Origin of the sequence: Alterinioella nitratireducens (assembly GCF_013155465.1) — a bacterium.
Taxonomy (GTDB): domain Bacteria; phylum Pseudomonadota; class Alphaproteobacteria; order Rhodobacterales; family Rhodobacteraceae; genus Alterinioella; species Alterinioella nitratireducens.
Genome location: NZ_JABJVX010000008.1, coordinates 37,412 through 61,718, shown reverse-complemented (window position 1 = coordinate 61,718; position 24,307 = coordinate 37,412). Strand labels below are relative to the sequence as shown.

General features: G+C 66.1%; 28 protein-coding genes. 14 read left to right on the top strand and 14 right to left on the bottom strand.

The features are described from left to right. Positions 1-72 precede the first annotated feature (72 nt). Together HNS34_RS13945 and HNS34_RS13940 are read left to right on the top strand one after the other, a co-directional pair. Positions 73-1,041: a Gfo/Idh/MocA family protein gene (locus HNS34_RS13945; protein ID WP_172320699.1), complete on the top strand. Its 969-nt coding sequence runs from the start codon at positions 73-75 to the stop codon at positions 1,039-1,041. 97 nt (positions 1,042-1,138) lie between these two features. Continuing rightward, positions 1,139-2,809: a tryptophan halogenase family protein gene (locus HNS34_RS13940; protein WP_172320698.1), complete on the top strand. Its 1,671-nt coding sequence runs from the start codon at positions 1,139-1,141 to the stop codon at positions 2,807-2,809. Here the strand turns inward: HNS34_RS13940 and HNS34_RS13935 are convergent. Continuing rightward, a complete protein-coding gene (locus HNS34_RS13935; RefSeq protein ID WP_172320697.1) occupies positions 2,806-3,981 on the bottom strand; it encodes a dipeptidase in 1,176 nt (391 codons plus the stop codon). The two genes, HNS34_RS13940 and HNS34_RS13935, sit on opposite strands and share 4 nt — an antisense overlap. Positions 3,982-4,097: 116 nt before the next feature. Between HNS34_RS13935 and HNS34_RS13930 the strand changes: the two genes are divergently transcribed. The 3 genes from HNS34_RS13930 to bfr all read left to right on the top strand — a co-directional run bounded on the left by HNS34_RS13930 (position 4,098) and on the right by bfr (position 5,222). Further along, complete coding sequence (locus HNS34_RS13930) at positions 4,098-4,364, top strand: DksA/TraR family C4-type zinc finger protein (RefSeq protein WP_172320696.1); 267 nt, start codon at positions 4,098-4,100, stop codon at positions 4,362-4,364. Positions 4,365-4,491: 127 nt separating this feature from the next. Continuing rightward, a complete protein-coding gene (locus HNS34_RS13925; RefSeq protein WP_172320695.1) occupies positions 4,492-4,737 on the top strand; it encodes a (2Fe-2S)-binding protein in 246 nt (81 codons plus the stop codon). Then, positions 4,734-5,222, top strand: coding sequence for a bacterioferritin (gene bfr, locus HNS34_RS13920; protein ID WP_172320693.1), 489 nt, complete (start codon positions 4,734-4,736; stop codon positions 5,220-5,222). Before HNS34_RS13925 ends, bfr begins: the two co-directional genes overlap by 4 nt. A gap of 21 nt (positions 5,223-5,243) precedes the next feature. On the opposite strand, the gene HNS34_RS13915 is transcribed toward bfr, so the two are convergent. The 3 genes from HNS34_RS13915 to HNS34_RS13905 form a co-directional block, all read right to left on the bottom strand. Then, on the bottom strand, positions 5,244-5,495 hold the full coding sequence (locus tag HNS34_RS13915) for a hypothetical protein (protein ID WP_172320692.1): 252 nt from the start codon (positions 5,493-5,495) through the stop codon (positions 5,244-5,246). A gap of 88 nt (positions 5,496-5,583) precedes the next feature. Beyond that, positions 5,584-5,928 carry a hypothetical protein gene (locus HNS34_RS13910; protein ID WP_172320690.1) on the bottom strand — a complete coding sequence of 115 codons (345 nt, stop codon included), beginning with the start codon at positions 5,926-5,928 and terminating at the stop codon, positions 5,584-5,586. Between the two features lie 99 nt (positions 5,929-6,027). Continuing rightward, entirely contained in the window at positions 6,028-7,863 is a 1,836-nt protein-coding gene (locus tag HNS34_RS13905) for a M3 family oligoendopeptidase (protein WP_235952736.1), read from the bottom strand. Positions 7,864-8,031: 168 nt separating this feature from the next. Here HNS34_RS13905 and HNS34_RS13900 point away from each other — a divergent pair, with 168 nt between their 5' ends. Both HNS34_RS13900 and HNS34_RS13895 read left to right on the top strand, forming a co-directional pair. Further along, the gene (locus tag HNS34_RS13900; protein ID WP_172320689.1) at positions 8,032-8,346 is read left to right on the top strand and encodes a hypothetical protein; all 315 of its coding nucleotides are present in this window, start codon (positions 8,032-8,034) and stop codon (positions 8,344-8,346) included. A gap of 52 nt (positions 8,347-8,398) precedes the next feature. After that, positions 8,399-8,767 carry a hypothetical protein gene (locus tag HNS34_RS13895; protein WP_172320688.1) on the top strand — a complete coding sequence of 123 codons (369 nt, stop codon included), beginning with the start codon at positions 8,399-8,401 and terminating at the stop codon, positions 8,765-8,767. Between the two features lie 5 nt (positions 8,768-8,772). On the opposite strand, the gene HNS34_RS13890 is transcribed toward HNS34_RS13895, so the two are convergent. From HNS34_RS13890 to HNS34_RS13870, 5 genes are read right to left on the bottom strand one after another with little or no spacing between them, the layout of a single operon-like run. After that, on the bottom strand, positions 8,773-9,117 hold the full coding sequence (locus tag HNS34_RS13890) for an AAA+ family ATPase (protein ID WP_172320686.1): 345 nt from the start codon (positions 9,115-9,117) through the stop codon (positions 8,773-8,775). 32 nt (positions 9,118-9,149) lie between these two features. After that, complete coding sequence (locus HNS34_RS13885; protein WP_172320685.1) at positions 9,150-10,184, bottom strand: endonuclease/exonuclease/phosphatase family protein; 1,035 nt, start codon at positions 10,182-10,184, stop codon at positions 9,150-9,152. A gap of 7 nt (positions 10,185-10,191) precedes the next feature. Beyond that, positions 10,192-10,875 carry a molecular chaperone DjiA gene (locus tag HNS34_RS13880; RefSeq protein ID WP_172320684.1) on the bottom strand — a complete coding sequence of 228 codons (684 nt, stop codon included), beginning with the start codon at positions 10,873-10,875 and terminating at the stop codon, positions 10,192-10,194. A gap of 32 nt (positions 10,876-10,907) precedes the next feature. Next, positions 10,908-11,378, bottom strand: a complete 471-nt coding sequence (locus HNS34_RS13875) for a GNAT family N-acetyltransferase (protein WP_172320683.1) — start codon at positions 11,376-11,378, stop codon at positions 10,908-10,910. Next, positions 11,372-11,989 carry a VOC family protein gene (locus HNS34_RS13870; protein ID WP_172320681.1) on the bottom strand — a complete coding sequence of 206 codons (618 nt, stop codon included), beginning with the start codon at positions 11,987-11,989 and terminating at the stop codon, positions 11,372-11,374. The genes HNS34_RS13875 and HNS34_RS13870 overlap by 7 nt, the downstream gene beginning before the upstream one ends. An 87-nt stretch (positions 11,990-12,076) precedes the next feature. Between HNS34_RS13870 and HNS34_RS13865 the strand changes: the two genes are divergently transcribed. The 4 genes from HNS34_RS13865 to HNS34_RS13850 all read left to right on the top strand — a co-directional run bounded on the left by HNS34_RS13865 (position 12,077) and on the right by HNS34_RS13850 (position 15,803). Beyond that, the gene (locus tag HNS34_RS13865) at positions 12,077-12,664 is read left to right on the top strand and encodes a 5-formyltetrahydrofolate cyclo-ligase (protein WP_172320680.1); all 588 of its coding nucleotides are present in this window, start codon (positions 12,077-12,079) and stop codon (positions 12,662-12,664) included. Next, the gene (locus HNS34_RS13860) at positions 12,661-13,485 is read left to right on the top strand and encodes a TIGR00282 family metallophosphoesterase (protein ID WP_172320679.1); all 825 of its coding nucleotides are present in this window, start codon (positions 12,661-12,663) and stop codon (positions 13,483-13,485) included. The genes HNS34_RS13865 and HNS34_RS13860 overlap by 4 nt, the downstream gene beginning before the upstream one ends. 150 nt (positions 13,486-13,635) lie before the next feature. Further along, positions 13,636-15,414 carry an SLC13 family permease gene (locus HNS34_RS13855; protein ID WP_172320678.1) on the top strand — a complete coding sequence of 593 codons (1,779 nt, stop codon included), beginning with the start codon at positions 13,636-13,638 and terminating at the stop codon, positions 15,412-15,414. Between the two features lie 20 nt (positions 15,415-15,434). Next, complete coding sequence (locus HNS34_RS13850; protein WP_172320677.1) at positions 15,435-15,803, top strand: hypothetical protein; 369 nt, start codon at positions 15,435-15,437, stop codon at positions 15,801-15,803. Positions 15,804-15,876: 73 nt separating this feature from the next. Here HNS34_RS13850 and HNS34_RS13845 read toward each other — a convergent pair whose 3' ends face one another. Together HNS34_RS13845 and HNS34_RS13840 are read right to left on the bottom strand one after the other, a co-directional pair. After that, positions 15,877-17,652, bottom strand: a complete 1,776-nt coding sequence (locus tag HNS34_RS13845) for an SLC13 family permease (RefSeq protein ID WP_172320676.1) — start codon at positions 17,650-17,652, stop codon at positions 15,877-15,879. A gap of 41 nt (positions 17,653-17,693) precedes the next feature. After that, positions 17,694-18,437, bottom strand: coding sequence for a 1-(5-phosphoribosyl)-5-[(5-phosphoribosylamino)methylideneamino] imidazole-4-carboxamide isomerase (locus HNS34_RS13840; RefSeq protein ID WP_172320674.1), 744 nt, complete (start codon positions 18,435-18,437; stop codon positions 17,694-17,696). A gap of 177 nt (positions 18,438-18,614) precedes the next feature. Here HNS34_RS13840 and HNS34_RS13835 point away from each other — a divergent pair, with 177 nt between their 5' ends. Further along, the gene (locus tag HNS34_RS13835; RefSeq protein ID WP_172320845.1) at positions 18,615-19,364 is read left to right on the top strand and encodes a YebC/PmpR family DNA-binding transcriptional regulator; all 750 of its coding nucleotides are present in this window, start codon (positions 18,615-18,617) and stop codon (positions 19,362-19,364) included. Positions 19,365-19,507: 143 nt separating this feature from the next. Here the strand turns inward: HNS34_RS13835 and HNS34_RS13830 are convergent, their stop codons facing one another. From HNS34_RS13830 to HNS34_RS13820, 3 genes are all read right to left on the bottom strand, one after another. Beyond that, positions 19,508-20,578 carry an acyltransferase family protein gene (locus HNS34_RS13830; protein ID WP_172320673.1) on the bottom strand — a complete coding sequence of 357 codons (1,071 nt, stop codon included), beginning with the start codon at positions 20,576-20,578 and terminating at the stop codon, positions 19,508-19,510. Continuing rightward, complete coding sequence (locus HNS34_RS13825) at positions 20,575-21,573, bottom strand: sterol desaturase family protein (RefSeq protein ID WP_172320672.1); 999 nt, start codon at positions 21,571-21,573, stop codon at positions 20,575-20,577. The genes HNS34_RS13830 and HNS34_RS13825 overlap by 4 nt, the downstream gene beginning before the upstream one ends. Positions 21,574-21,667: 94 nt before the next feature. Next, positions 21,668-22,561, bottom strand: a complete 894-nt coding sequence (locus tag HNS34_RS13820; RefSeq protein ID WP_172320671.1) for a LysR family transcriptional regulator ArgP — start codon at positions 22,559-22,561, stop codon at positions 21,668-21,670. An 88-nt stretch (positions 22,562-22,649) separates the two neighbouring features. Between HNS34_RS13820 and HNS34_RS13815 the strand changes: the two genes are divergently transcribed. Continuing rightward, positions 22,650-23,252: a LysE/ArgO family amino acid transporter gene (locus HNS34_RS13815; RefSeq protein WP_172320670.1), complete on the top strand. Its 603-nt coding sequence runs from the start codon at positions 22,650-22,652 to the stop codon at positions 23,250-23,252. 48 nt (positions 23,253-23,300) lie between these two features. Next, on the top strand, positions 23,301-24,218 hold the full coding sequence (locus tag HNS34_RS13810) for a DMT family transporter (protein WP_172320668.1): 918 nt from the start codon (positions 23,301-23,303) through the stop codon (positions 24,216-24,218). Positions 24,219-24,307: the final 89 nt, after the last annotated feature.

Here is a 24,307-nt window from a genome sequence, read left to right as displayed (position 1 = left end):
GGGGCCTGCCTTTTCGGCGGGTCCTTTTTGCGGTTAGGTGGCCGGGAAGAGAAACCGGAAAAGGGGGCAGAGATGACAGAGATCACACGTTGGGGCATTCTGGGCGCGGCGGATTTCGCCCGCACCACCATGGGCCCGGCCATCCACAATGCCGAAAACGCGGTGCTGGCGGCGGTAGCGACGCGCGATGCGGCCAAGGCGGCCCCCTTTGCCGCGCTGGCGCCGGGGCTGCGGGTGCATGACAGCTATGACGCGCTGCTGGCCGATCCGGAGATCGACGCGGTCTATATCCCGTTGCCCAATGCGCTGCATGTGGAATGGTGCGAGAAGGTCGTGCGGGCAGGCAAGCACGTCTTGTGCGAGAAACCCATCGCCATGACGGTCGAGGAGATCGACCGCCTGATCGCGCTGCGCGACGAGACCGGGCTGATGATCGCCGAGGCCTACATGATCCCGCATCACCCGCAATGGCACTTGGTGAAGTCGCTGCTGGCGGACGGGACCATCGGCACGCTGCGCCATATCGAGAGCTATTTCAGTTTCGGCCTGGACGATCCCGCAAACATCCGGCTCGACCCCGACCTGGGCGGCGGCGTGACGCGCGATATCGGGGTCTACACGCTCGGCTCGGCCCGGCTGGCGACAGGGCGCGAACCGGTGATCGAGGCGGCGCGGCTCGGTTGGCAGGGCGGGGTCGATGTGTCGGCCCGGATCTGGGCCAGCTTCGGCGACGTGACCTGCGCCTGCCACATGAGCATGAGGACCACCCGGCGCCAGATGGCGATCTATCACGGCAGCGGCGGCTATATCGAGATGCAGGCCCCCTTCAACCCGGTCTCGCATCGCGAGGCTTCCGTGCGGGTGGTCACGCCGGACGGGGTCGAAACCCTGACGCGACTGCACCACGCGCGCCAGTATGTTACCCAGGTCGAGGCGTTCGGGCGCTCGGCGGCCACGGGCGCGGATTACCCCGTCCCGCTGGAGTTCTCGCGGGGGACGCAAGTGGCGCTGGAGGCCGTCTTTGCCGCCGATGCCGGATGATCGGGATTGGACAGGTGTGATGCCCATGCGTAGAGTGCCCTTGGGTCAATAACACGCGAGGGTTGCAACCCTCGCGGGGCGAAGCCGGGGGGACAGCATGGGCGAACCGATCAAATCCATCACCATCGTGGGGGGCGGCACGGCGGGCTGGATGACCGCGCTGATCCTGCAAAGCTACCTCAGCCGCGCGGCGACCGGGGGCAAGGCGGCCAGGATCACCTTGATCGAGTCGCCCAATATCCCCACCGTCGGCGTCGGCGAGGCGACGGTGCCCGGAATGCCGCGCACCCTGCGCACGGCGGGCCTGTCGGAGCAGGAATTCTTCAAGACCTGCAACGCCTCCTTCAAGCTCGGTGTCCTCTTTGCCAACTGGAATACGGACAAGAATGGCCGCCAGGTCGATTACGTGAACCCGTTTTCCGGCCCCGGCGTGATCGACGGGATCGAGCATGCCTATTACTACCTGCAGCATGGCGCGGGCGGGCAGGATTTCACGCAAATCTTCTGCCCCCATACCGACCTGGCCCGCGCCGGAAAGGGGCCGCGCCCCCTGGGCGAGAAGCCCTATACGATGAAGATCGGCCATGCCTATCACCTGGACGCGGGCAAGTTCGCAAACATGGTGCGCGATATCTGCGTCGAACGCGGCGTGCAGCATATCCGCGAGGACGTGCTGGATGTCGAACAGGACGAACGCGGCTATGTCTCGGCGCTGCAACTGGACAAGACCGGGCGGCACGAGGTGGAGCTTGTGGTCGACTGCACCGGCTTCAAGGGCGTCATCATCAACCAGGTGATGAAGGAGCCCTTCATCGACTACTCAAGATACCTCGCCAATGACCGCGCCATGGCGGTGCAGATTCCGCATCCCGACCCGACCAGGATTCCCTCGATGACGCGCGCCTATGCGCTTGGCGCGGGCTGGTCCTGGCGGGTGCCGCTCTTCAACCGGATCGGCACCGGCTATGTCTATTCCTCGGCGCATCGCACCGATGAGGAGGCGCGCGACGAGTTCGTGGCCCATCTGGGCGACACCTGGAACGGGGTCGAACCGCGCGTCATTCCGATGCGGATCGGGCGCAATCAGAATGCCTGGGTCAAGAACGTGGTTGCCGTGGGCCTGTCCGGCGGCTTCATCGAGCCGCTGGAATCCACCGCCATCCACATGATCGACACCGCCGTGCGCTGGCTGGCGATCTATTTTCCCGACAGCGACTACGCCGAGCCGCTGCGCAAGCATTACAACAAGCTCGTTGGCAACCTCTATGACGAGGTGCGCGATTTCATCTGCCTGCACTATGCGCTCGGCAATCGCACCGACAGCCAGTACTGGATCGACGCGCGCGAGGGGCTGGAGGTGCCGGACAGCCTGGCCGAAAACCTGGAGGTCTGGCGCTACGCGCTGCCCGGCCCCTATGACCTGAAATTCGACTCGCTGTTTTCTGCCGGGACGTATCAGGCGGTTCTGCTCGGCAAGAAGGTCTACGAGACGGGCTTTGCCGCGCCCTCCTTCGCCAAGACCCTCTCGCTCAGCACCGAGCTGTGGCAGCGCCACCTCGCCAAAGCGCGCGAGACCTCGAAAATCCTGGTGCAGAGGATGGCGGATCACCACACGCTGCTGCTGGAGTTGCGTGGCGAGTTGCAAAAGCCCGCCCCGGCCCCGAATTTCGTGACCGCGCAGCCGACGGTCGCCATGCCCGGCACGCCGGTGATGACACGCAAACCGACGCCGCCCGCGCTGGATGAGGACGGCGCCAGCCTGCTTTAGTCAGGAAGCCGGTCGCGCAGCACGCGGACCATGTTTTCGCCCATCACCTTGCGGATCTGGGTCTCGCTGGCACCGGCGCGGAGCAGCGCATCGGTCAGCGCGGCCAGTTCCGAGGTGTCGAAGGCGGTGGCCACCGAGCCGTCGAAATCCGACCCGAGCGAGACGTTATCCTCGCCCACCACCCCGATCGCGGCCATGATCGTGGCGGCGATGCCATCGGGGCTGTCGTCGCAGGTCACGTCGGCCCAGTAGCCGATGCTGATCACGCCGCCGGTAGCGGCGATCTCGCGCATCAGATCATCGGGGAAGTTGCGGTTGGTGTCGCAGACCGAGCGGATGCCGGTATGGCTGACAATGAGCGGCATATCGGCGATTGCCAGCACGTCGCGCGCCACCTGCGTGCTGGAATGGGCGAGGTCCAGAACCATGCCGCGCGCGGCGACCTCGGCCACCAGTTCGGCGCCGAACTCGGTCAGGCCCCCGTTGCCGATGCCGTGCAGCGACCCGCCAGCCGCGTTGTCGAAGAAATGTTGCAGCCCGATGACGCGGTAGCCTGCGTCCTCCAACGCATCGAGATTGGCAAGGTCGCCTTCCAGCGCATGGCTGCCCTCGATCCCCAGAAGCGCGGCGGTGACATCCTCGCCCGCCTCGCGCGCCTCCAGAACGGCGTCGAGCCCGCCGCGCGTGGTCACGAGGCGCAGCGCACCCTCTGACGCGTCCTCGAACCCCTGCAACCGTTCGGCCTGGTAGAGCGCGCGTTCCAGCAGGCTGTCCCAGGTGCGTGGCGGCCAGAGCTGGCCCATGGCAAGCAGGGTGATGTTGTCGCGCGCGTCGCGCTCGTTCTCGTCGTAATTCAGGCCGGCGGGGCTTTTCGTGACGGCGGTGAAGACCTGGATGGCGACATTGCCCTCCTGCAAGCGCGGCAGGTCGACATGGCCCCGGTCGCCGCGTTCCAGCAGGTCGCGGTCCCACAAGAGGCTGTCGGCGTGCCAGTCGCCGATGGTCAGGGTGCCATGCAGCGCCGCCGCCTCCTCCGACACCGGGTAGGGATCATGCTCGGCCACTGCGTTGCGGCTGTTTTCGACATAGCCGGGGCCGAAGACAAGGAAGAGGCCGAGCGCCACCAGAACCAGGAGGATGATCCGTCCCAACCATTTCCCCAAACGCCGCATGATCCGATCCTCCGCGTTGCGATTGGGGCCGACGCTAGGCGCGGGAGGCCCGCCTTGGCAAGACGGGGTGGCGATCCTAGGTTCTAGGGGGACGCGACGTAAGAGGGAGAGGCATCATGGCCGGAGGATGGGCAAGGGACGGTGCGGTTGGCGAACAGATCGACGCCTCGATCCAGGATGAACTGGCGCGGATGAAGGCGCGCAAGACACCCCAGGGCGAAAGCCTGACCCATTGCGCCGAATGCGAGGAGCCGATCCCCGAGGCGCGGCGCAAGGCCATTCCCGGCGTCAAGCTCTGCATCGACTGCGCCTCCGAGCGCGATGGCGGCTACCGAGAGGCCGGGTTCAACCGGCGCGGATCGAAGGACAGTCAGTTGAAGTGAGCCGCTGGCTGCGGCGTTTTGCCTGACAGAAGTGATCGGGATTGACAAAGCCGACAGAATCCATCAGGTAAGCGCTGCGCACCAGCGAAACGATGTTCCTTTGCCCGCTGACCGGGACGCTACGCCCATGATGATCTGCCACTGCAATTCGATCCGCGACCGCGACATTCACGCCGCCATCTCCTGGATGCGCGCCGCCGACCCCGCCACCATCATCACGCCCGGCAAGGTCTATCGCGCGCTCGGCAAAAAGGCCGATTGCGGCGGTTGCCTTCCGCTCTTCATGCAGGCCATGCTGGAGGCACCGGGTATGGAGGTTCCCGCAAATCTGAGGGGCCTTCGCAGAGTAGACATGGAAAGGAACCAGGCATGAAGGGCGACGCGAAAGTCATCGAATATCTCAATGCCGCCTTGCGCAGCGAGTTGACCGCGGTGAGCCAGTATTGGCTGCATTACCGTTTGCAGGAGGATTGGGGCTACGGCCATATCGCCGACAAGTCCCGCGCCGAAAGCATCGAGGAGATGCACCATGCCGACAAGCTGATCACACGCATCATCTTCCTGGGCGGGCATCCCAACCTGCAAAAGCTGGACGCGCTGCGCATCGGCGAGACCCTCAAGGAAACCATGGAGGCGGACCTCGCCGGTGAGCATGACGCGCGCAGCCTCTATATCGAGGCGCGCGACCATTGCGAGGCGGTCAAGGATTACGTCTCCAAGGACCTGTTCGAGGACCTGATCGCGGATGAGGAAGGTCACATCGACTTTCTCGAAACGCAGATCGAGCTGCATGACCGCCTGGGTGAGGCCAATTACGGGCTGCTTCAGGCCAAACCGGCAAGTGACGCCGAGGGATAACCCCGGCCTGCGCCCGCCCGATCAGTCCCGGCGGGCGCGAAACCACCGGATGAGCGGCTTGACGTCCAATGCCGCCACGGCCACGCCAAGCGGAAACATCCAGAGGCCGAACACCGGCAGGAAGGCCAGCAGGCCACCCGCCATCAACACCAGCCCAAGCAGCAGCCGCAGCCCCGGCGGGACGTGACGGCGCACCCAGACCAGCGCCCGCAGGATGCGCTGCCGGACGGCGCGCCATTGCAGGCGGAGATAGTCGCGCGGTGGCCGGGTCATGCCGGACAACCGGTCAAACCGGGCGTGTCGAGTGAGGCGGGGGGCGTCAAATGCGGCTCCGTTTCCGGTGGGTGTCAGGCGGCTTTCGTCAGCGCAGGCGTGTGCATTGCCCGCGAATGGGGCGCGGATCCAGCCGGAAATGGGTGTCCGGGTCGATCCAGACAACCAGGCTGCTGCCCCAAAGCGAACTCATGACCTCGCCCTCCAGTTCCCCGATCAGGGCTGGATCGTCCGCGAGGATCCCCGTCCAGTTGAGATGCGCCAGCCGGATCGAACTCGGCGTCTCGACGATCCGCCCGGTTCCGCCGGCTTTCTCAAGGGCGTATTGCCCGAAGACCTGCCCCCGCATCTCGCTCTCGCCAAAGCGCGGGCTGGCGAGGGTCAGGTCGGACGCGGCGCGAAAACGCGCGCCTGCCGCGTAGGTGATCGTCATCCGCGATGGCCCCCTCATCCTCGATACAGGACCAGGTGCCGGTCAGGGACTGCGCGCCGGCGGGGGGTGCCAGCAGCAGCGCCGCCAGCGCTCCCTTGATCACTCCATCGCCTCAAGCTCGTCGATCAGGCTTTCGATCATCGACAGGCCCTTGTCCCAGAAGGCGGGGTCGCTGGCATCGAGGCCAAAGGGGGCCAGAAGCTCCTTGTGGTGCTTGGACCCGCCGGCTTTCAGCATCTCGAAATACTTCTCTTCGAAACCCTCCGCCCCTTCCGCGTAGACGGCATAGAGCGCGTTCACCAGCCCGTCGCCGAAAGCGTAGGCATAGACGTAGAAGGGGGAATGGACGAAATGCGGGATATAGGCCCAGAAGGTTTCATACCCGTCCATGAAGTCGAAGACGGGCCCGAGGCTTTCGGCCTGCACGCTCATCCACAGCGCGTTGATGTCGTCGGGGGTCAGTTCGCCTGTCGCACGCGCCGCATGCAGTTTGCACTCGAAATCGTAGAACGCGATCTGGCGCACGACCGTGTTGATCATGTCCTCGACCTTGCCCGCCAGCAGCACCTTGCGCTGTTCGGGGGTTTCGGCGGCGTCCAGCAGCTTGCGGAATGTCAGCATCTCGCCGAAGACAGAAGCGGTTTCGGCAAGCGTCAGAGGCGTGGAGGAGAGAAGCTCGCCCTGTCCCGCAGCCAGCCGCTGATGCACGCCGTGGCCAAGCTCATGCGCCAGCGTCATCACGTCGCGCGGTTTGCCGAGGTAGTTCAGCATCACATAGGGATGCGCGTCGGCGACGGTGGGGTGCGCGAAGGCACCGGGGGCCTTGCCTTCCTTGACGGCGGCGTCGATCCAGCCCTTGTCGAAGAAGGGTTCCGCCAGGTCGGCCATGCGGGGGTCGAAGGCGGAATAGGCCTCCATCACCGTGCTGCGCGCCTGGCTCCAGTTGACCAGCGCGGTGTCCTCCATCGGCAGCGGGGCGTTGCGGTCCCAGACCTGCATCGTCTCCAGCCCGAGCCACTTGGCTTTCAGCGCGTAGTAGCGGTGCGACAGGCGCGGATAGGCGGCGACGACGGCATCGCGCAGGGCCTCGACGACCTCGGGCTCCACGTGGTTGGCCAGGTGGCGGCCTGCTTGCGGGGTGGGCAGCTTGCGCCAGCGGTCCTCGATCTCCTTTTCCTTGGTGATCGTGTTGTGGACGCGCGCGAAGAGGCTGACCCGCGCCTGGAAGGTCTCGGCCAGCGCGCGGGCACCAGCCTCGCGCTTGGCGCGGTCCTGTTCGGTCAGCAGGTTCAGCGTGGCCTCGATGCCCAGTTTCTCGCCATCCACGTCGAAACTCAGCCCCGCGATGGTCTCGTCGAACAGCTTGTTCCACGCGGCAGATCCCACGGTGGATTGGTCGTGCAGGAACTTCTCCAACTCATCCGACAGCTGGTAGGGCTTCATCGCGCGCATCCGGTCCAGCACCGGGCGGTAGCGGGCGAGGTCGGCATTGGCGGCCATGAGCGCCTCGTAGGCTTTGTCCTCGATGCGGTTGAACTCGAGGCTGAAGAAGACCAGCGGCGTGGTGGCAGTGGTGATCGCCTCCTGCATGTCGGACATGAACTTGGTGCGCGCGGGGTCGGTGGTGTGCTGGTAATAACGCAGCCCCGCGAAGGACATCAGCCGCCCCGCGATCATGTCGATCTTCTCGTAGCGCTGCACGCAGGCCAGCATGTCATCGGCGCGCAGATCGGCCAGCTTGCCTTCGTAATCCGTCGCGAAATTTTCGCATTCCGTCATCAGCCAGTCGCGGTCGCGGGCGATCTCGGGCGCGTCGGGCGAGGGGTAGAGGTCGCTCAGGTCCCATTCCGGCAGGTCGCCCAGGTCCTTGCCCCCGGTATCGGCATGGGCATCGGAAAGCGGAGCGGGCTGGCGGGTGGTGAACGTGAACATCATCAAGACCTCGTTTCGAATGGGTTTGGCAGAGATATGCGGGCGGGCAGGGGCTTTGGCAATGGGGGGCGGCGGTTCCGTTTTTCGTGCAATAGTGGAATTTCTGCCGTAACCTGTGTGCATGAGGCCCTTTCGCGCAGATTTTTCGCAATGGAATGAAGGGGAGAGATCATGAACAGACCGATATTGGCCGTTTCTATCGTGCTTGCGGTCGGCGGCGTGGCGGGATGCGAATTTTCGGGCGATTCCGCCTTTCCGGTAAGGCAGTACAGCACCGTGGCGAACCGCGACCTGGTGGAGATCATCCGGTATCAGGGACGCGCCTACGAGGTGCAGGACATCACGTTCGAATATAGCGGTGGGCGGATCGAGACCCGGCGCTATGTCATCATCGGGATGCGGCGGGTCGCCTGTGATGGCGAAAGCTGCCAGGATGCCCTGGAACGCGGCCTTGCCAATACGAATGAGGGCGACGACGATTATTGATGCCGCGCGGGGCGATCGGCCCTCCCTCGTGCAGAATGAAGGGGGAAAACCCGTGCAGAAATTCCTTGCCGCCCTGGTGGTGACCATGGGCCTGAGCGCCTGCGATTCCGGTATCGTCGCCACGAACCGGACGAATCTCCTCAACGAGGCCATGGGCGATGTCGTGGAGCGCAGCGAGGGCGCGGCCATTACCGTCGATGGTCAGACCTATCTGGTGACGCGGGTCGAACGGACCTTCACCGACGATGACAGCGACAGCCAGTATTACGGCCAACGCCGGACGATCTATTACGATGAGATCAACGTGCGCGGGGTTCCGGTGGACTGTTTCCGGGTGCAGGACTGCGCCCAACAGGTGCGCGAGGAAATCGCCCGGCAATCGGATCGCCGTATCCCGGTCGATGACGGCGACCAGATGTAGATCTGTCAGAGGTCGACAGGCTCGGTCGTCGGCTCTTCCCCGGCCTCGGGGGCATCCTCGGGGGCATCCTCGGGGTCGGTGCGGCGGCGGATCAGGATATCGCCATTGGGCAGCATCTCGGGCGCGTGATAGGCCGAAAGATCGTCGATCATGCCGCTCAGATCCTGCAACAGCGGCAGCATCTGTTCCTCGAAGACGGGGCGCATCTCATCCACCAGACCCTCAAGGATAAGGCGCGAGCCCTCGGACAGCAGGCCGAAGCCGTCACGGATACCCGGCTCCTCCGTCTCCTGCGCGGTGGCGGGCAGGGCGAGGGTCAGGCAAAGGGCGGCGGGCAGGATCTGTTTCATGGCTCTGAATATGGGCGGGCAGAGGCCGCGTTTCAATCCTGCGCTGCAAGCTGAACCGTGACCGGGAAATGGTCCGATGCGGTCAGCAGTGCCTTGCAAAGCGTATCGTCGCGCCAGCAGGCGGGGTCGTCGAACGGGTGCCAGATGCGCCAGTCTGATGCACGCGGGCGCATGAGCGGGCAGACCATGAGGTAATCCAACAGCGCCGAGAGGTAGCGGTTTTCGTCGCGCAGGTAGAACCGCGCCGTGGCCGGTTGGGCGGCGATCCGGCTTTGCAGGGCGCGCGCGGCATGGGGGTCGTAGAGCTGCATCTCGTCGGGCAGGTCGGAGCCGAGGATCACCTCCACCCCCGAGCGGCCGAACAGCTCCTCGAATTCATCCAGCCCCGGCCCGTCATTCAGGTCGCCCGCCAGGATCAGCGGGTCGCCTTCCTCAAGGTGATGCGTCACGCGGGCCCGCAGCCAGATACATTGCGCCAGTTGCTTGCGCCGGTTGGCGATGGCCAGGCGCATCATGTCATCGCGGTTGCGCGCGCCATGCGGCGCTTTCGATTTCACATGGGCCCCGATCATGCGGAAACGGCCCTGCGCGGTCTCGATCGCGGCCTCCAGCGGCGGCTTGGAAAAGGTGATCAGGTCTTCGGTCGCGTCGATATCCAGGTCGATGCGGAAGGTGCTGTCGAAGCGCGGCGGGTTGCGTGAGCCCTTCTTGCCGGTCTCGAACCCGACGGGATCATGGCGCGCCGACATCACGTCGGGATCGTAGAGCAGCATGATCTCCTGCTGCGTGTCATTTGGATAGCCGATCAGCACCTCGCGCGCCCGGATACCCGCCAGCGCCGCGAAATTGGCCAAGGCAAGCGCCCCGTCGCGGTGGCGCGAACTGTCCGGCGCCTCGATCACCATCACCGCGTCGGCGTCGATGGCGCGGAAGACCTGGGCCAGCGCCGCGATCTGGTCCTCGCGCGTGACATCCTGCCGCCCGGACCAGCCGCCATCGTCCAGAAGCGCGCCCGCATCATCGAAGAGATTGGCGAACCATTCCACGTTATAGGTGGCGATGCGCATCGCGGTTCTACCCCCCGTGATGTGTCTGGATCTCTTCCCAGGCGTTGTTGATGGCAATGAGGCGGGATTGCGCCAGCTTGATCGCCTCCTCCGGCACGCCGCGTGCCATCATCCGGTCGGGATGGGTGTCCCGCACGAGGCCGCGCCAGACCTTGCGGATATCTTCCAGCGACATGCTGCTGTCGACGCCGAGGACGGTATAGGGATCGGGGCGCGCATCGGGCACGTTGCGCGCGCGCAGGGCGGCGAACTCGCGCTTGGTCATGCCGAAGATCTCGGCCACGCGGGCCAGGAACAGATCCTCGTTCGGGTGATAGGTGCCATCGGCCACGGCGATGTGGAAAAGACCATCCATCAGGTCGGACAGGACCGCGCTGTCGCTGTGGAACATGGCGGCGATCTTGCGCGCGTAATCCTCGAACCCCGCCACATCCTCGCGCGCCAGGTTGAAGACGCGGGCCGCCGATTTCTCATCGGCCTGCGGGATGGCAAAGACCTCACGAAAGGCGGTGACCTCGTTGCGGGTAACGCGCCCGTCGGCCTTGGCCATCTTGGCCCCGAGTGCAATGACGGCAATGGCGAACCCCACGGTCAGTTCGGGCGGCTTGCGCAGCTTGTCGAACATCGCTCCGAGCCCCTCGCCGGAGGCAAGGGCAGAAAGCGCTTCGGTGATCCGGGTCCAAAGTGACATGGGGGCCTGTCTAACGCTTGCGACCGGAAATGTCAGAGGAATTTCTGCATCAGCACAAGATCGTGCCAGCGCCCGAATTTCCAGCCGACCTGGGGCAGGCGGGCAATCCGCGTGTATCCAAGAGTCGCGTGAAAGGCGATGCCATCCGCGTTTTCGCCGGAGATCGCGGCAATGAGGGAATGTGTGCCAGCAGTGCGGGCGTGATCCTCCAGCCGCGTCAGCAACGCCCGGCCAAGCCCGCGCCCCTTCGCGTCGTCCGCGACATGGATCGAGTGTTCCAGCGTGTGGACATAACCCGGCCCGCTCCGAAACTGGAACGCGGTGGCAAAGCCGGTCACCCGCCCGCCGGATCGTGCCACGAAAAAGGGCTGGCGGGCGATTGCCCCGGCCACATCCGCCGCGGTTTTCTCGACGGTCGTGAAGGTGGACGCGGTGTCCCGGATCACCACGTTCCAGAGCGCCGCGATGCCCCCGGCGTCATCGGGCGTGGCGGCGCTTACCACAGGTCGACATCGTCCGACCGGGTGGAGAACAGCGCCCGTATCTCGGGCTGGTCGCCTTGCCGCACGGCAATCCGGTCGTCACTGATCAGCGGGGCAAGCGCGGCCCTCAGCGCGTCGGCCTCGGGGTGGTAGAGGACCATCTCCTTGAGGCGCACGCCCGCATCGGGCAGCCGCTTGGCCGGGTGCGCCGCGCCCTGCCATTCGATGAGCGCGGGAAAACAGCCGTCGAAGGGCAGACACCCATCCTCGGGGATGGTCATGCGCCAGCGAAACTCTGCGCGCTCAAGATCCCAGACCTTGCCGATGCCGTCCGGGGCCAGCGCCATGGCGGCCTGCAAATCGTCGCAGCGGCAGATCCAGTTGGTCACGCGCGGGGGGCCTTCGAACCGGTCCAGGTCGAACCAGCGCGGCTGATCGGGGCCGGGGGCGTCGGGGTCGATGGCGATGACCTCGAGATATTCGCCCCCACCGAGCGACAGCAGACGGTTATGCGTGCCCATGTGGGGGTGCTTGCCCTCGGGCGACAGGCGGACGCCCAGGGCCTCTTCGACATGCGCCACGCCCGACTTCAGCGGGTCGCAGGATATCGCGAGGTGGTCGAATGTCAGCATGGCGGCGGCTCCGGGCGTTGCTAAGGTCGCGTTCAGCAAACCCCCTTGGCATTCCCGCCGCAAGAGGAGAAGGTCGCCGCCATGGAGATGACCCGGAAGAAAACCGCCCTGCGCGAGGCCGCCTTCGCTGCCCGCGAAGTGGCCTTTGGCACCGGGCTGGACGGGCCCGCGCAGGCCGCCCTGCTGGAGGAAATCGGCCCGGTCCGGGACCAGATCATCGCAGGCTACATGCCGATGCGCACCGAGATCGACCCGCTGCCGGTGATGGCGGCGCTGGCGGACCACAACCGGATTTGCGTGCCGGTGATCGCGGGGCGGGCCCTGCCGCTCAGGTTCCGCGAATGGCGACCGGATGGCGCGATGGTGGATGGCCCGTTCGGCGCGCTGGTGCCCGAGACGGGCGATTGGCTGGAGCCCGATATCCTGATCGTGCCTCTGGTCGGCTTCGACTCCGGGTGCAACCGGATCGGCTATGGCGGCGGGTTCTATGACCGCACGCTGGAGGGGCTGAGGGCGACGCGCCCGACGCGGGCGATCGGATTTGCCTATGACGCGCAGGAGCTGACCGGGCTGGTGGTGGAGGAGACCGACCAGCTGCTGGACGGCGTGGTCACGGAATCGCGCGTGATCCGGCCCTTGCCGGACCCGTCCAGACCCCCTAAGCCGGGGATATGAGACTTCTTTTTCTTGGCGACGTGATGGGCCGCGCGGGCCGCACCGCCGTTTGTGAGACACTGCCGAAGCTGCGCAAGGACTGGCGGCTGGATTTCGTCGTGGTGAACGGCGAGAATGCCTCCTCCGGGCACGGGCTGACCACGGCGCACGCGGAATTGCTGCTGAAGGCCGGGGCCGATTGCCTGACGCTTGGCGATCATGCCTTCGATCAGCGCGACATGCTGCAATTTATCGAGAAGGAGCCGCGCATCCTGCGGCCGCTGAACTATGCCAAGACGGCGCCGGGCAGCGGCGCGCGCCTTTTTGAGGCCCCAGGCGGGCGCAAGGTTCTGGTGGCGCAGGCGCTTGGGCAGGTGTTCATGAAGCGGCCCTTTTCGGATCCGTTCTCGGCGCTGGAAACCGTGCTGCGCACCCATCCGCTCGGCGCATCGGCGGCGGCCAGCATCGTCGACATCCATTGCGAGGCGACATCCGAGAAAATGGCCGTGGGGCATTTCTGCGATGGCCGCGCGTCATTGGTCGTCGGCACCCATACCCATGTGCCGACCGCCGATGCGATGATCCTGCCGGGCGGCACAGCGTATCTGAGCGATGCGGGGATGTGCGGCGATTACGATTCTGTCATCGGGATGGAGAAGGATGAGCCCCTGCGCCGCTTCATCACGGGGATGCAGAAGAACCGCTTTACGCCCGCGCGGGGCCCCGCGACACTGTCCGGCGTCTATGTCGAAACCGATGACAGGACCGGCAAGGCGCTGCGCATCGACCCGGTGCGCGTTGGCGGGCGGCTTGGCCAATCCGGCCCCGATCCGGTGGCGTGACGCGTGGCGCCGCGCTCGGTCGACCGAGCGCAAAAGCGGCCCGGCGACGGGCCGCCGCCCGGATCATCCGCCCCCCGAAACAGGGCCTTGCGGTGGCGGCACTGACCGGCCAATGATGGGGCGCGCAACCCGAGGGGGCCGAACACAGTCATGATTGCCGAGATGCTCTCGCCTGCGATGCAGTCGATCCTGACCCTTGGCGTCGTCGCGGCGATGTTCGTGATGTTCGTGCGTGAGACCTACCCCGCCGAGGTCGTGGCCATCGCAGGTGCCGCCGTGCTGCTGGCGCTCGGCCTCTTGCCCTACCAGGACGCGCTGTCCGTGCTGTCCAACCCCGCCCCCTGGACCATCGCCGCGATGTTCATCGTGATGGGCGCGCTGGTGCGCACCGGCGCGCTGTCGTGGTTTTCCAACCATGCCGAGGCGCAGGCGCAGACCCGGCCCAAGCGGGCGCTGGCGGGGCTTCTGGCCTTTGTCGTCGTCGCCTCGGCCTTCGTCTCCAACACGCCGGTGGTCGTGGTGATGATCCCGGTCTTCGTGCAGATTGCCCGCTCGCTCGGGCGGCCCGCATCGAAACTGCTGATCCCGCTCAGCTATGGCGCGATCATGGGCGGCACGCTGACCCTCATTGGCACCTCGACCAACCTGCTGGTGGATGGTGTGGCGCGCGCCAACGGCCTGGCCCCGTTCACGATTTTCGAGGTCACGCCGATGGGCATCGTGGTGGTGATCTGGGGCATGGCCTACATGGCGCTGCTCGGGCCGAAACTGCTGCCCGAGCGCGACTCGATGGCCGACATGCTGTCGGGGCGCAAGCGGATGAAGTTCTTTACCGAGGTGGCGGTGCCCGAGGACAGCGCTTTCATCGGCCAGAATGTGAACGAGGTGGACCTCTTTCGCCGCGACGGGATGCGCCTCATTGACGTGCTGCGCGGCGATGCGTCCCTGCGCCGCAACATGGCCGAGGTGGAGTTGCAGGCGGGCGACCGCGTCGTTTTGCGCACCGACATGGCGGAGGTGCTCGGCCTTCAGGCCAGCAAGGATCTGCGCACGGTGGACAAGCTCTCCTCGGTCGAGACCACCACCGTCGAGGTGCTGATCACGCCGGAATGCCGCATGGTGGGCCGCTCGCTCGGCTCGTTGCGCCTGCGTCGGCGCTACGGGGTCTATCCGCTGGCCGTGCATCGCCGGAACCAGAATATCGGGCGGCAGCTGGACCAGCTTGTCGTGCGGGTCGGCGACACCCTGCTGATCGAGGGCGATCCCGCCGATATCCGCCGCCTCGCCAGCGAAATGAACCTGGTCGATGTCAGCCAGCCCACCGAACGCGCCTATCGCCGGGGGCGGGCACCGGTCGCCTTCGTCGCCATGGCCGGGATCGTGGCGCTGGCGGCCCTCGGCATCGCGCCGATCTTCCTGGCCGCCGTGCTGGCGGTGGCCGTCGTCCTCCTGACCCGCTGCATCGACGCGGAGGAGGCGTTCTCCTTCATCGACGGGCGGCTTCTGGCGCTGATCTTCTCGATGCTTGCCATCGGCGCGGCGCTGGAGGCCACCGGCGCGGTGGCGCTGATCGTCGATACGCTGGCGCCGGGTCTCACCGGGCTGCACCCGTTCTTCCTGATCTGGGCCATCTACCTGATCACCTCGGTGTTGACGGAACTGGTCTCGAACAACGCCGTTGCCGTGGTCGTGACGCCCGTGGCCATCGGCCTTGGCACCGCCATCGGCGTCGACCCCCGCCCGCTGGTCATCGCGGTGATGATCGCCGCCTCGGCCAGTTTCGCGACACCCATCGGCTATCAGACCAACATGCTGGTCTATGGCCCCGGCGGTTACCGCTTCACGGATTTCATGAAAATCGGTATACCCCTCAATCTGAGCCTGGGGGTGGTGTCGAGCCTCGTCATCCCCCTGATCTGGCCGTTGTGACCCGTTGAAAGGACCACGATATGCGCGTTTTTGCCCTGATCCCCGCCCTGGCGCTTGGCGCCTGCACCAGTTTCGGCGCACCCCGCCCGGCGGATGTCACGCTGTCCCAGACCCACCTGACGGTGCGCATGTCGAACGGAGAGCGCTGCATCGGCCCGCGGCCCGCGGGGGAAGCCGGGGGGTGGTCCGGCCGGTTCACGGATTGCAGCGCGCGCTATGATTATAACGTTGCGATCCAGCCGGGCACCAACCCGGTGCGGATGGTGTTCAGCGAGGTGCTGACCGCGCTTGGCCTGCAATCGGCGCTGGTGCCCGCGGCGGATGTCACGATCAGCGACGGCTCGGGGCGTACCTGGCGCTATGTCACGCCCGAGCGGATCGACAACTGAAGGCTGCGCGGGCCTGCGCTCGGTCGACCGAGCGCGGATGCGGCCCGTTGACGGGCCGCCGCCCGACCGCTGATCAGAGCGGCCAGAACACCAGGATCGCGGGGACCGAGACGGCGACCACGATGACCTCAAGCGGCAGCCCCATGCGCCAGTAATCCCCGAAACTGTAGCCGCCTGGGCCAAGCACCAGCGTGTTGTTCTTGTGCCCGATCGGGGTGAGGAACGCCGCCGAGGCCGCCACCGCCACCGCCATCAGGAACGGGTCGGGGTTCTTGTCCAGCGCGGCTGCCATCTGGATGCCAACGGGCGCCGCCACGATCGTCGTCGCGGTGTTGTTCAGAACGTCCGACAGCGTCATCGTCACCACCATCAGCACCGTCAACACGGCCCAGGCCGGCAAGCCTTGCGTCAGCCCCACCAAGGCACCCGCGATCAGTTCGGTCCCGCCCGAGCTCTCCAGCGCCGCGCCAAGCGGGATCATCGAGCCGAGCAACACCACCACGGGCCATTCGATATGGGTGTAGACCTCGGTCAGCGGCAGGATTCTGGCCAGCACATAGCCGATCACCACGAGGCCAAGCGCGATCGGCAGGTAGAGCAGCCCGACCGAGGCCGCCAGCACCGCCGCGCCGAAAAAGCCGATGGCCAGCCAGGTCTTGCTGTCCTGCGTCACCGCAAGGCCCCGGTCGGCCAGGGCCAGCCCGCCGATCCAGTCGATCACGTCCTCGGTCGTATCGGTGGGGGTCAGCAGAAGCAGGATGTCGCCCGGTTCGATCACCGCCTGGCGCAGGCGCTTGCGGACATGTTTGCCGCGCCGTGCGATCCCCATCAGGACGGTGCGCTTGCGCCACGAGAGGCCGATTGCCTGCGCGCTGCGTCCCGCCAGGCGGCTGTCGGGCGGGATCAGCACCTCGGTCAGGCGCACGCCTTCGCCGACCACCTCGCCGATGGCGTGGCCCTCGGGCATGAAATCCAGCTTGGCGGCGGCGCGAAACTCGTCCAGCGCGTCGGGTGCGGCTTCCATCACCAGCACATCGCCCGCGCGCAGCTCCAGGTTGCGCCCGGTGCCGAAGCGCCGCTTGCCGTCGCGGATCAGCCCCATGATGGCGACATCGGATTTCTCGGCGATCTCCATCATGTCCTGCAACCGCTTGCCGACAAGGCTGTTCTCCTCGGGCAGGGTCAGCTCCGAGATATAGGGCGACAGATCGCTCAGCGGATCGCCCCCGACGCCGGAATCGCGTTTCGGGATCAGGCGCCAGCCGATCAGTGCCACAAAGGCCAGCCCCGCGATGGCCGCCGTGCCGCCCACCGGGGCGAAATCGAACATCGAGAACGGCTCGCCCAGGGCGTCGTTGCGGAACGAGGCGATGATGATGTTGGGGGGTGTGCCGATCAGCGTGGCCATGCCGCCCAGGATGGTCGCGAAGGACAGCGGCATCAGGCTGAGCCCCGGTGACCGCCCCGCCTTGCGCGCGGTGGCGATATCGACGGGCATGAGCAGCGCCAGCGCCGCGACATTGTTCATGAAGGCCGACAGGATTCCACCGACGCTGCCCATGATCGCGATATGGCCGCCGAGTCTGCGGGTGCTGTCGACCAGCGTGCGGGTGATCAGGAACACCGCGCCCGAGCGCACCAGCCCCGCCGACACGATCAGCACCAGCGCCACCACCAGCGTGGCCGGGTGGCCGAAGCCCGAAAACGCGTCATCGACCGGCACGACGCCCAGGACGACGCCCGCCATCAGCGCGCTGAACGCCACCAGGTCATAGCGGAACCGGCCCCACAGAAGCAGTCCGAAGACGGCCCCGAAAAGCGTGAAGAGGAGGATCTGGTCATTGCTCATCGCACAGTCTTAGCGTGCGATTCCAATGCCGTCACGGGGGGTCAGATGAATTGCGCGGTCGGGCCGGGGCGGGCATTGGCGACGGCCAGCGCGTCGCACAGGTCGATCGACTTGTCGAACAGCGCCCGACCGATGATCGCGCCCGAGATATGCGGCACGTATTTCAGCCGCGCGATGTCGTCGAGGCTCCAGGACAGGCCGCGCGCGATGACCGGCGCGCGCGCGCTTTCGGCCAGGTGGCTGACCAGCCCGAGCGAGCCGTCGCTATCGGCGATGTCGGCGTCGATATCGGTGATGATGACGGCGGCCAGCGGATCCTCGCGGAAGGCGGCGATGAAATCCTCGGGCCGGATCGCGGCGGTCGAACGCCAGCCATCGCTCATCAGCCCGCCCTGGAACACATCGACGGTCAGCACGATCTGGTCGGGAAACCGCTTGGCTGCGGCCTTGACCAGGTCGGGGCTGTGCACCGCGAAGGATCCGACGACGATCCGGCCCGCGCCGAGGTCGATCCATTTGGCGATCTGATCGAGGCTGCGAAAGCCGCCGCCAAGCTGCACCGGGATGCCGGAATTGCGCAGGATAGTCTTGACCAGATCGTCGCTACCCATGCCGCCCGCGACCCAGTCAAGCTCGGTCAGGTGCATCCATTCGGCCCCGTCCTCGGCAAAGCTGTGGGCCTTGGCGACCGGATCGACATGCCAGATCTGAGGTTCCTCCAGCCGCCCGCGATGCAGGCTGACGCAGCGCCCGTTCTGCAACTCGATCGTGGGGTAGATCATCATGGCCGGTCCCTCCCTTGGGTTCGCGGCCAGCCTAGCCTGAGTCGCGGCCAGTCTGGTAATCCGAAAACGGCACAGATGCGGCTTTGTGCGGCGTCTCAAGCGCCATCTTGCGCGCCGCGTGGGGGATGCAGTAGACAGCACCAAACCACGACCAGATTGACCGGGAGACGAGGCACCATGGCGGGCCATTCCAAATGGGCGAATATCCAGCATCGCAAGGGACGTCAGGACAAGCTGCGTTCCAAGCTGTTTTCAAAGCTGGCCAAGGAGATCACCGTGGCCGCCAAGATGGGCGACCCGGACCCCGACAAGAACCCGCGCCTGCGCCTGGCCGTGAAAGAGGCCAAGTCGCAATCCGTGCCCAAGGACGTGATCCAGCGCGCGATCGACAAATCGCAGGCCGCGGGCGGTGAGGATTTCGAGGAAATCCGCTATGAGGGCTACGGCCCCGGCGGCGTTGCCGTGATCGTCGAGGCGATGACCGACAACCGCAACCGGACCGCCTCGACCGTGCGCTCAACCTTTTCAAAACATGGCGGAAATCTGGGCGAGACCGGCTCGGTCGGCTTCATGTTCGAGCGCAAGGGCGAGATCGTTTATGGCCCGGATGCGGGCGATGAGGACGCGGTGATGGAGGCCGCGATCGAGGCCGGCGCGGAGAACGTGGAATCGAGCGAAGATGGCCATGTCATCACCTGCGCCGATACCGATCTGAACGAGGTTTCGACCGCGCTGGAGGCGACCCTTGGTGAGTCGGAGACCGCCAAGCTGGTCTGGGCGCCGACCACCACGACCGAGCTGGATTTCGACGGCGCGCAGAAGCTGATGAAGCTGATCGAGGTGCTGGAAGACGATGACGACATCCAGCGCGTCACCGCGAATTTCGAGATCTCCGACGCGGTGATGGCGGAGCTGGAAAACGCCTGAATCGGGGGGGTGCCCCCCGTACACCCCCCGATGCACCCCCTGTACATACGCACGATGCCCCAGGACCGGGGCGGAAGCCGCGTCGACGCGGCTTGGCCCGCGTTTTCGAAAACGCGGATGACGCTCCATCGACGGAGCGTGGTTTACGCCGCGTCGACGCGGCGCGCCACCGCCTGGGTCAGCCACTGGCGATAGAATTTCAGCGGGCGTTCGAAGACCTGGGCGAAACCGAAACAGGCGGCCAGGGTCAGGCCGAGGAGCCAGAGGTTATAGGCAGGCAGGGTCTCGGGCAGGGTGGCATCCAGAAGATGCAGCACCGGGTAGTGCATGACATAGAGCGAGAAGCTGGCGCCCGCGATCCAGCGGATGAGGCGTGCGGGACGGCCCGTGAAGCTCTGTCGCAGGTCTGACAGCAGCGCCGCCGCGCCGATGAGGTGCAGCGCCACGAGGCCGGCGAGCGCGGTGTTCCAGATGACCTCGTCCGAGTAGCCGAATTGGGGAAACCGGGGCAGCGCGTCGGCCAGTCCGGAGGCTTTCGCCGCCACGATCAGGGCGGGCGTGCCGAGCGCGAGGCCCCAGGCCAGGGCGGGGTGCAGGGAGGGGCCGCGCGAGATCTGCCGCCAGACCCAGACGCCGAGCGCCCAGGCGGGCAGCAGCAACAGGATGTTCAGCCCCGCCAGCAGCACCACCAGGGCGATCATCACCACCCTGAGCGCGCCGCGCAGGAACAGGGCCGCGCCGAAGAGGATGTAATAGGCAACCTCGTAGCTCAGCGACCAGAGCGGGCCGTTGGTGCCGAGGCGCAGGATGTCTCCGAAACCGCTCCATTGCGGGGTGAGGGTCAGGCCGCGGATCAGGAAATCACGCAGGGGCAGGGCCTGGTAATAGCCGGTCGGGTAGGCCTCGATCGCTACGCGCGTGCCGATGGCGTCGAAGGCCAACGTCAGGATCAGGGCCGGAACGATGACGGAGAATATGCGCGTCATGCGGTTGAAGCTGTAGGTCGCCAGGTCGCCGTCGCGCCCCGCCGCATAGGCGATGACGAGGCCGGAGATGACGAAGAACACCACCACCGCATCCGAGGCGATGTTGATCTCGCGCAGCCAGATGTAATCGCCACCGGTAAAGCGGACATGCGCGAGATGGCCGAAAAGGACGGCCAGGGCCGCCAGCGCCCGGATCGCGTCGAGCCAGAGGGAGAAACCGCGGCTCATGGATCGGTCGCGGGGTCGGTGCCGGGCGGCTGGGTGCGGGTGGGCAGCTTGGCCTTCAGTGCCAGCCACGACTGCGCAAAGGGCACCATTATCGCGGCGGTGAAACTGGGGTGCGGCTGCTCCAGCTTGGCCCCCGCCTTGTCGGCGACGCCGAAGGTCAGTTCCTCGTAGCTGTCGGGGATGTAGAGCGTGCCGAAGGCCCAATCCCAGAAGGCGAAGATCGAGCCGTAATTCTTGTTGAAATGCCTGGCGGCGGCGGAATGGTGGATCTGGTGCTGCGCGGGCGAAATCAGGATATGCTCGATCACCCGGCCATAGCTGAGCCAGATATGGGAATGGCGCAGGTTCGAGCCTGCGGTGTTGAACAGGACATAGATCACATTCGCGCCGCCGATGGCGACAAGGTCGATGCGCCCGATCAGGCCATAGAGCAGCGCGCCCTGCGCGACGCCCACGACCACCGAGGAGAAGATGTTGCGCAGCACGGTCTCGACCGGGTGAACGCGGGCCACGGTTACCGGCGTCAGCACATCCGCCGAATGGTGGACGGCGTGGAAGGGCCAGAGCGTGCTCCATTCATGATGGATGCGGTGGGTCCAGTATTTGCAGAAATCGTTGACCGTGACGACGATCAGCGTGGTGATCAGCGCGCGGGTGGGGGTGACGGGCGGCAGGGTGAACGCAGAGCCGGACGCGCCCGCGATGGCGGTCAGGGTCTGGTAGGCGATGAGCGGGGTGAAGACCAGCGCGCCGAAGACCCCGATGGTGCCGAGCGCGTAATTGGCCAGGAACAGCTTGAGATCGACGAGGTTCGAGCGATGCGTATAGACCGCGCGCGGCACCAGCCAGGTGAGGAAGGTCCTGGGCCGACCCCGCGCAAGCCAGATGACATAGGCCAGGAGGATCGTCGCGGCCAGGTAGAACAGCGCAAAGCGCAGGTGGGGGTCGAAAGGCGCGCGCGCCATGGCCGCGAAGAAGGCGTTGAAACTGTCCATCCTGGTCCTGCCCGTTTTTATTGGCTGGACAGGGCGTAACCGATAAACGTGGCGATAACTTGGCCTCGATGCGCAGGCAAATCGGCAATTTGTCTCAAGTCACGCCCGGTTCCTCCAGGATCTTGCGCGCCGCGCGCCGCAAGCCCTTCGTCAGCGGGTCGAGCGCGGCGGCGGTCTGGCGCGAGACCTGCCAGTAGAGCGGCGTCGAGATCCGGTGGTCCGGGATCAGTTCGACAAGCCGGCCATCGGCCAGCATTGGGGCCGCGATCGCGACCGGGTTCATGCCCCATCCAAGACCCATCATGGCGGCCTCGACAAATCCTTGCGCGGTCGGCAGGTAATGCAGCGGCAGGGCGACGCGGAGACCGAGCGCCGAGGCGACCCAGGCATGTTGCAACCGGTCCTTGCGGTCGAAGGCGAGGCAGGGCGCGTGGTTCAGGGCCTCGGGCGTGACGCCCTGGGCGAACCACCGGGCGGCAAAGCCGGGCGCGCAGGTCGCGGCATAGGAGAGCGCGCCCAACGCAGTGCAATCGCAGCCCGGAATGGGCGCGGCATGGGCGGTGATGGCCGCCGAGACCTCGCCGCGTCTGAGCCAATCGGCGCTGTGGTCCTGGTCGTCGACGGTGATGTCGTAGCGGAAGCCCTCGACCTCGGCCAGCGCGGGCAGCACCCATGTCGCAAGGCTGTCGGCATTGATGGCAAGGCGCAGCGGCCTGTCGCGGTCGGGCAGCAACCCGCCCAGATCGGCGGTCAGGGTCTTTTCCAGCAGGCCCACCTCCTCGGCATGGCGGTTGAGCCGCGCGCCGGTGGGCGTGGCGGTGCAGGGCCGCCCGCGCCGGATCAGGATGGCGCCGACGCGGTCCTCCAGCGTCTTGATGCGCAGGGATATTGCGGGTTGGGTCAGGCCAAGCTCGGCCGCGGCCCCGTCGAAGGAGCCGGTCCTGAGGATGGCCGCCAGCGCGGCGAGGGCGTCGTAATCGAGCTGCATAAGATTCACTTATGCAAGGAAACAAGATTTAAGTCGATCTTATTGTCAAACCGCGATACCCCCGGCCCGGTCGAGAAGGAGTTGCCCCATGTTGTCCGCCGCATCCGCCGGGTTCTACCTCGGCTTCAGCCTGATCCTGGCCATCGGGGCGCAGAACGCCTTTGTCCTGCGGCAAGGCTTGCGCCGTTCGCACGTGTTGCCGGTGGTGCTGACCTGTGCCGTTTCGGATGCGATCCTGATCGCGCTGGGCGTCAGCAGCTTTGCCGTGATCGCCGAGCTTCTGCCCTGGGCCGTGCCCGCGCTTCGCTACGGAGGCGCGGCCTTCCTGATCCTTTACGGGGCCCGCGCGTTCCGGTCTGCCTGGCGGGGTGGCGAGGCGCTGGCGGTTGCCGGGACCGGCACCGGCAGCTTGCGCGCGGCGGTCCTGACCTGCCTGGCGCTGACATGGGCGAACCCGCATGTCTACCTGGACACGGTCGTCCTGATCGGCACCATCGCCACGCAATACGGGCCAAACCGGGTCTGGTTCGGGGTGGGCGCGATCATGGCCAGTTTCGTCTTCTTCTTCAGCCTCGGCTATGGCGCGCGGGCCTTGGCGCCGATCTTCGCGCGGCCCCGCGCCTGGCAGGGGCTGGATGTGGTGATCGGGCTGGTGATGTGGGCCATCGCGGCCAAACTGCTGGCCGGGTAACAGGCATATCGGCTTGTGGCCCGCGCGCGAATGCGGTTCTTTGCGCCCATGTCCGACATCGCCGCCACTGCCAGAGTTTCGCGCCCCCTATGGGGGGTGTTCTGGATGCTGGTGACGGGGGCCTCCTTCGTGGCGGTCACGGCGTTGGTCAAACTGGTGGGCGACGGCATCCCGCCCGCGCAATCGGCCTTCCTGCGCTATGCGATGGGTCTGGTTCTGGTGCTGCCGATGTTCCTGCCGGTCTTCAAGGCACGGCTGAGCCGGCGGGCGCTGACGCTGTTCGGCCTGCGCGGCGCGTTCCATACCTTCGGGGTGATCTTGTGGTTCTACGCGATGACGCAGATCCCCGTCGCCGAGGTCACGGCGATGAACTTCCTCAACCCGATCTATGTCACCCTGCTGGCCGCCGTCTTGTTGGGCGAGAGGCTGGCGATCCGGCGCATCCTGGCGATCCTGGTGGCCTTCGCGGGCGCGCTGGTCATCCTTCGCCCCGGTCTCCGCGAGGTCGGCCCCGGCCATATCGCGATGCTGTTCACGGCGGCCAGTTTCGCGGGCGGCTACCTGATTGCCAAGATCATGGCCGACGAGGTCGCGCCCACGGTCGTCGTGGGGATGCTGTCGCTGACCGTCACCATCGGGCTGGCGCCCTTCGCCTGGGCGGTCTGGGTCGAGCCGACATGGGCGCAGCTTGGCTGGCTGTTCCTGGTCGCGGTCTTTGCGACACTGGGCCATTACACGATGACGCTGGCCTTTGCCGCCGCGCCCCTTGCGGTGACGCAGCCGGTGACCTTCGTGCAACTGATCTGGGCGACGCTGGTGGGGGCGATCCTGTTCGATGAGCCTGCGGATCTTTACGTGATCCTGGGCGGCGGGCTGATCATCGCGGCGATCAGCTATATCACCATGCGCGAGGCGCTGTTGCGCCGCCGCCAGATGACGCCCGCCGTGTCGCAGACCAAGCTTTGAAACACGCGGTTTGACCTTGATCAAGGCGGGCGGCGGCGGATGGGTCTATTTCCTGAGCGAAACACTACAGAACCAAGGAGATGGTCGCA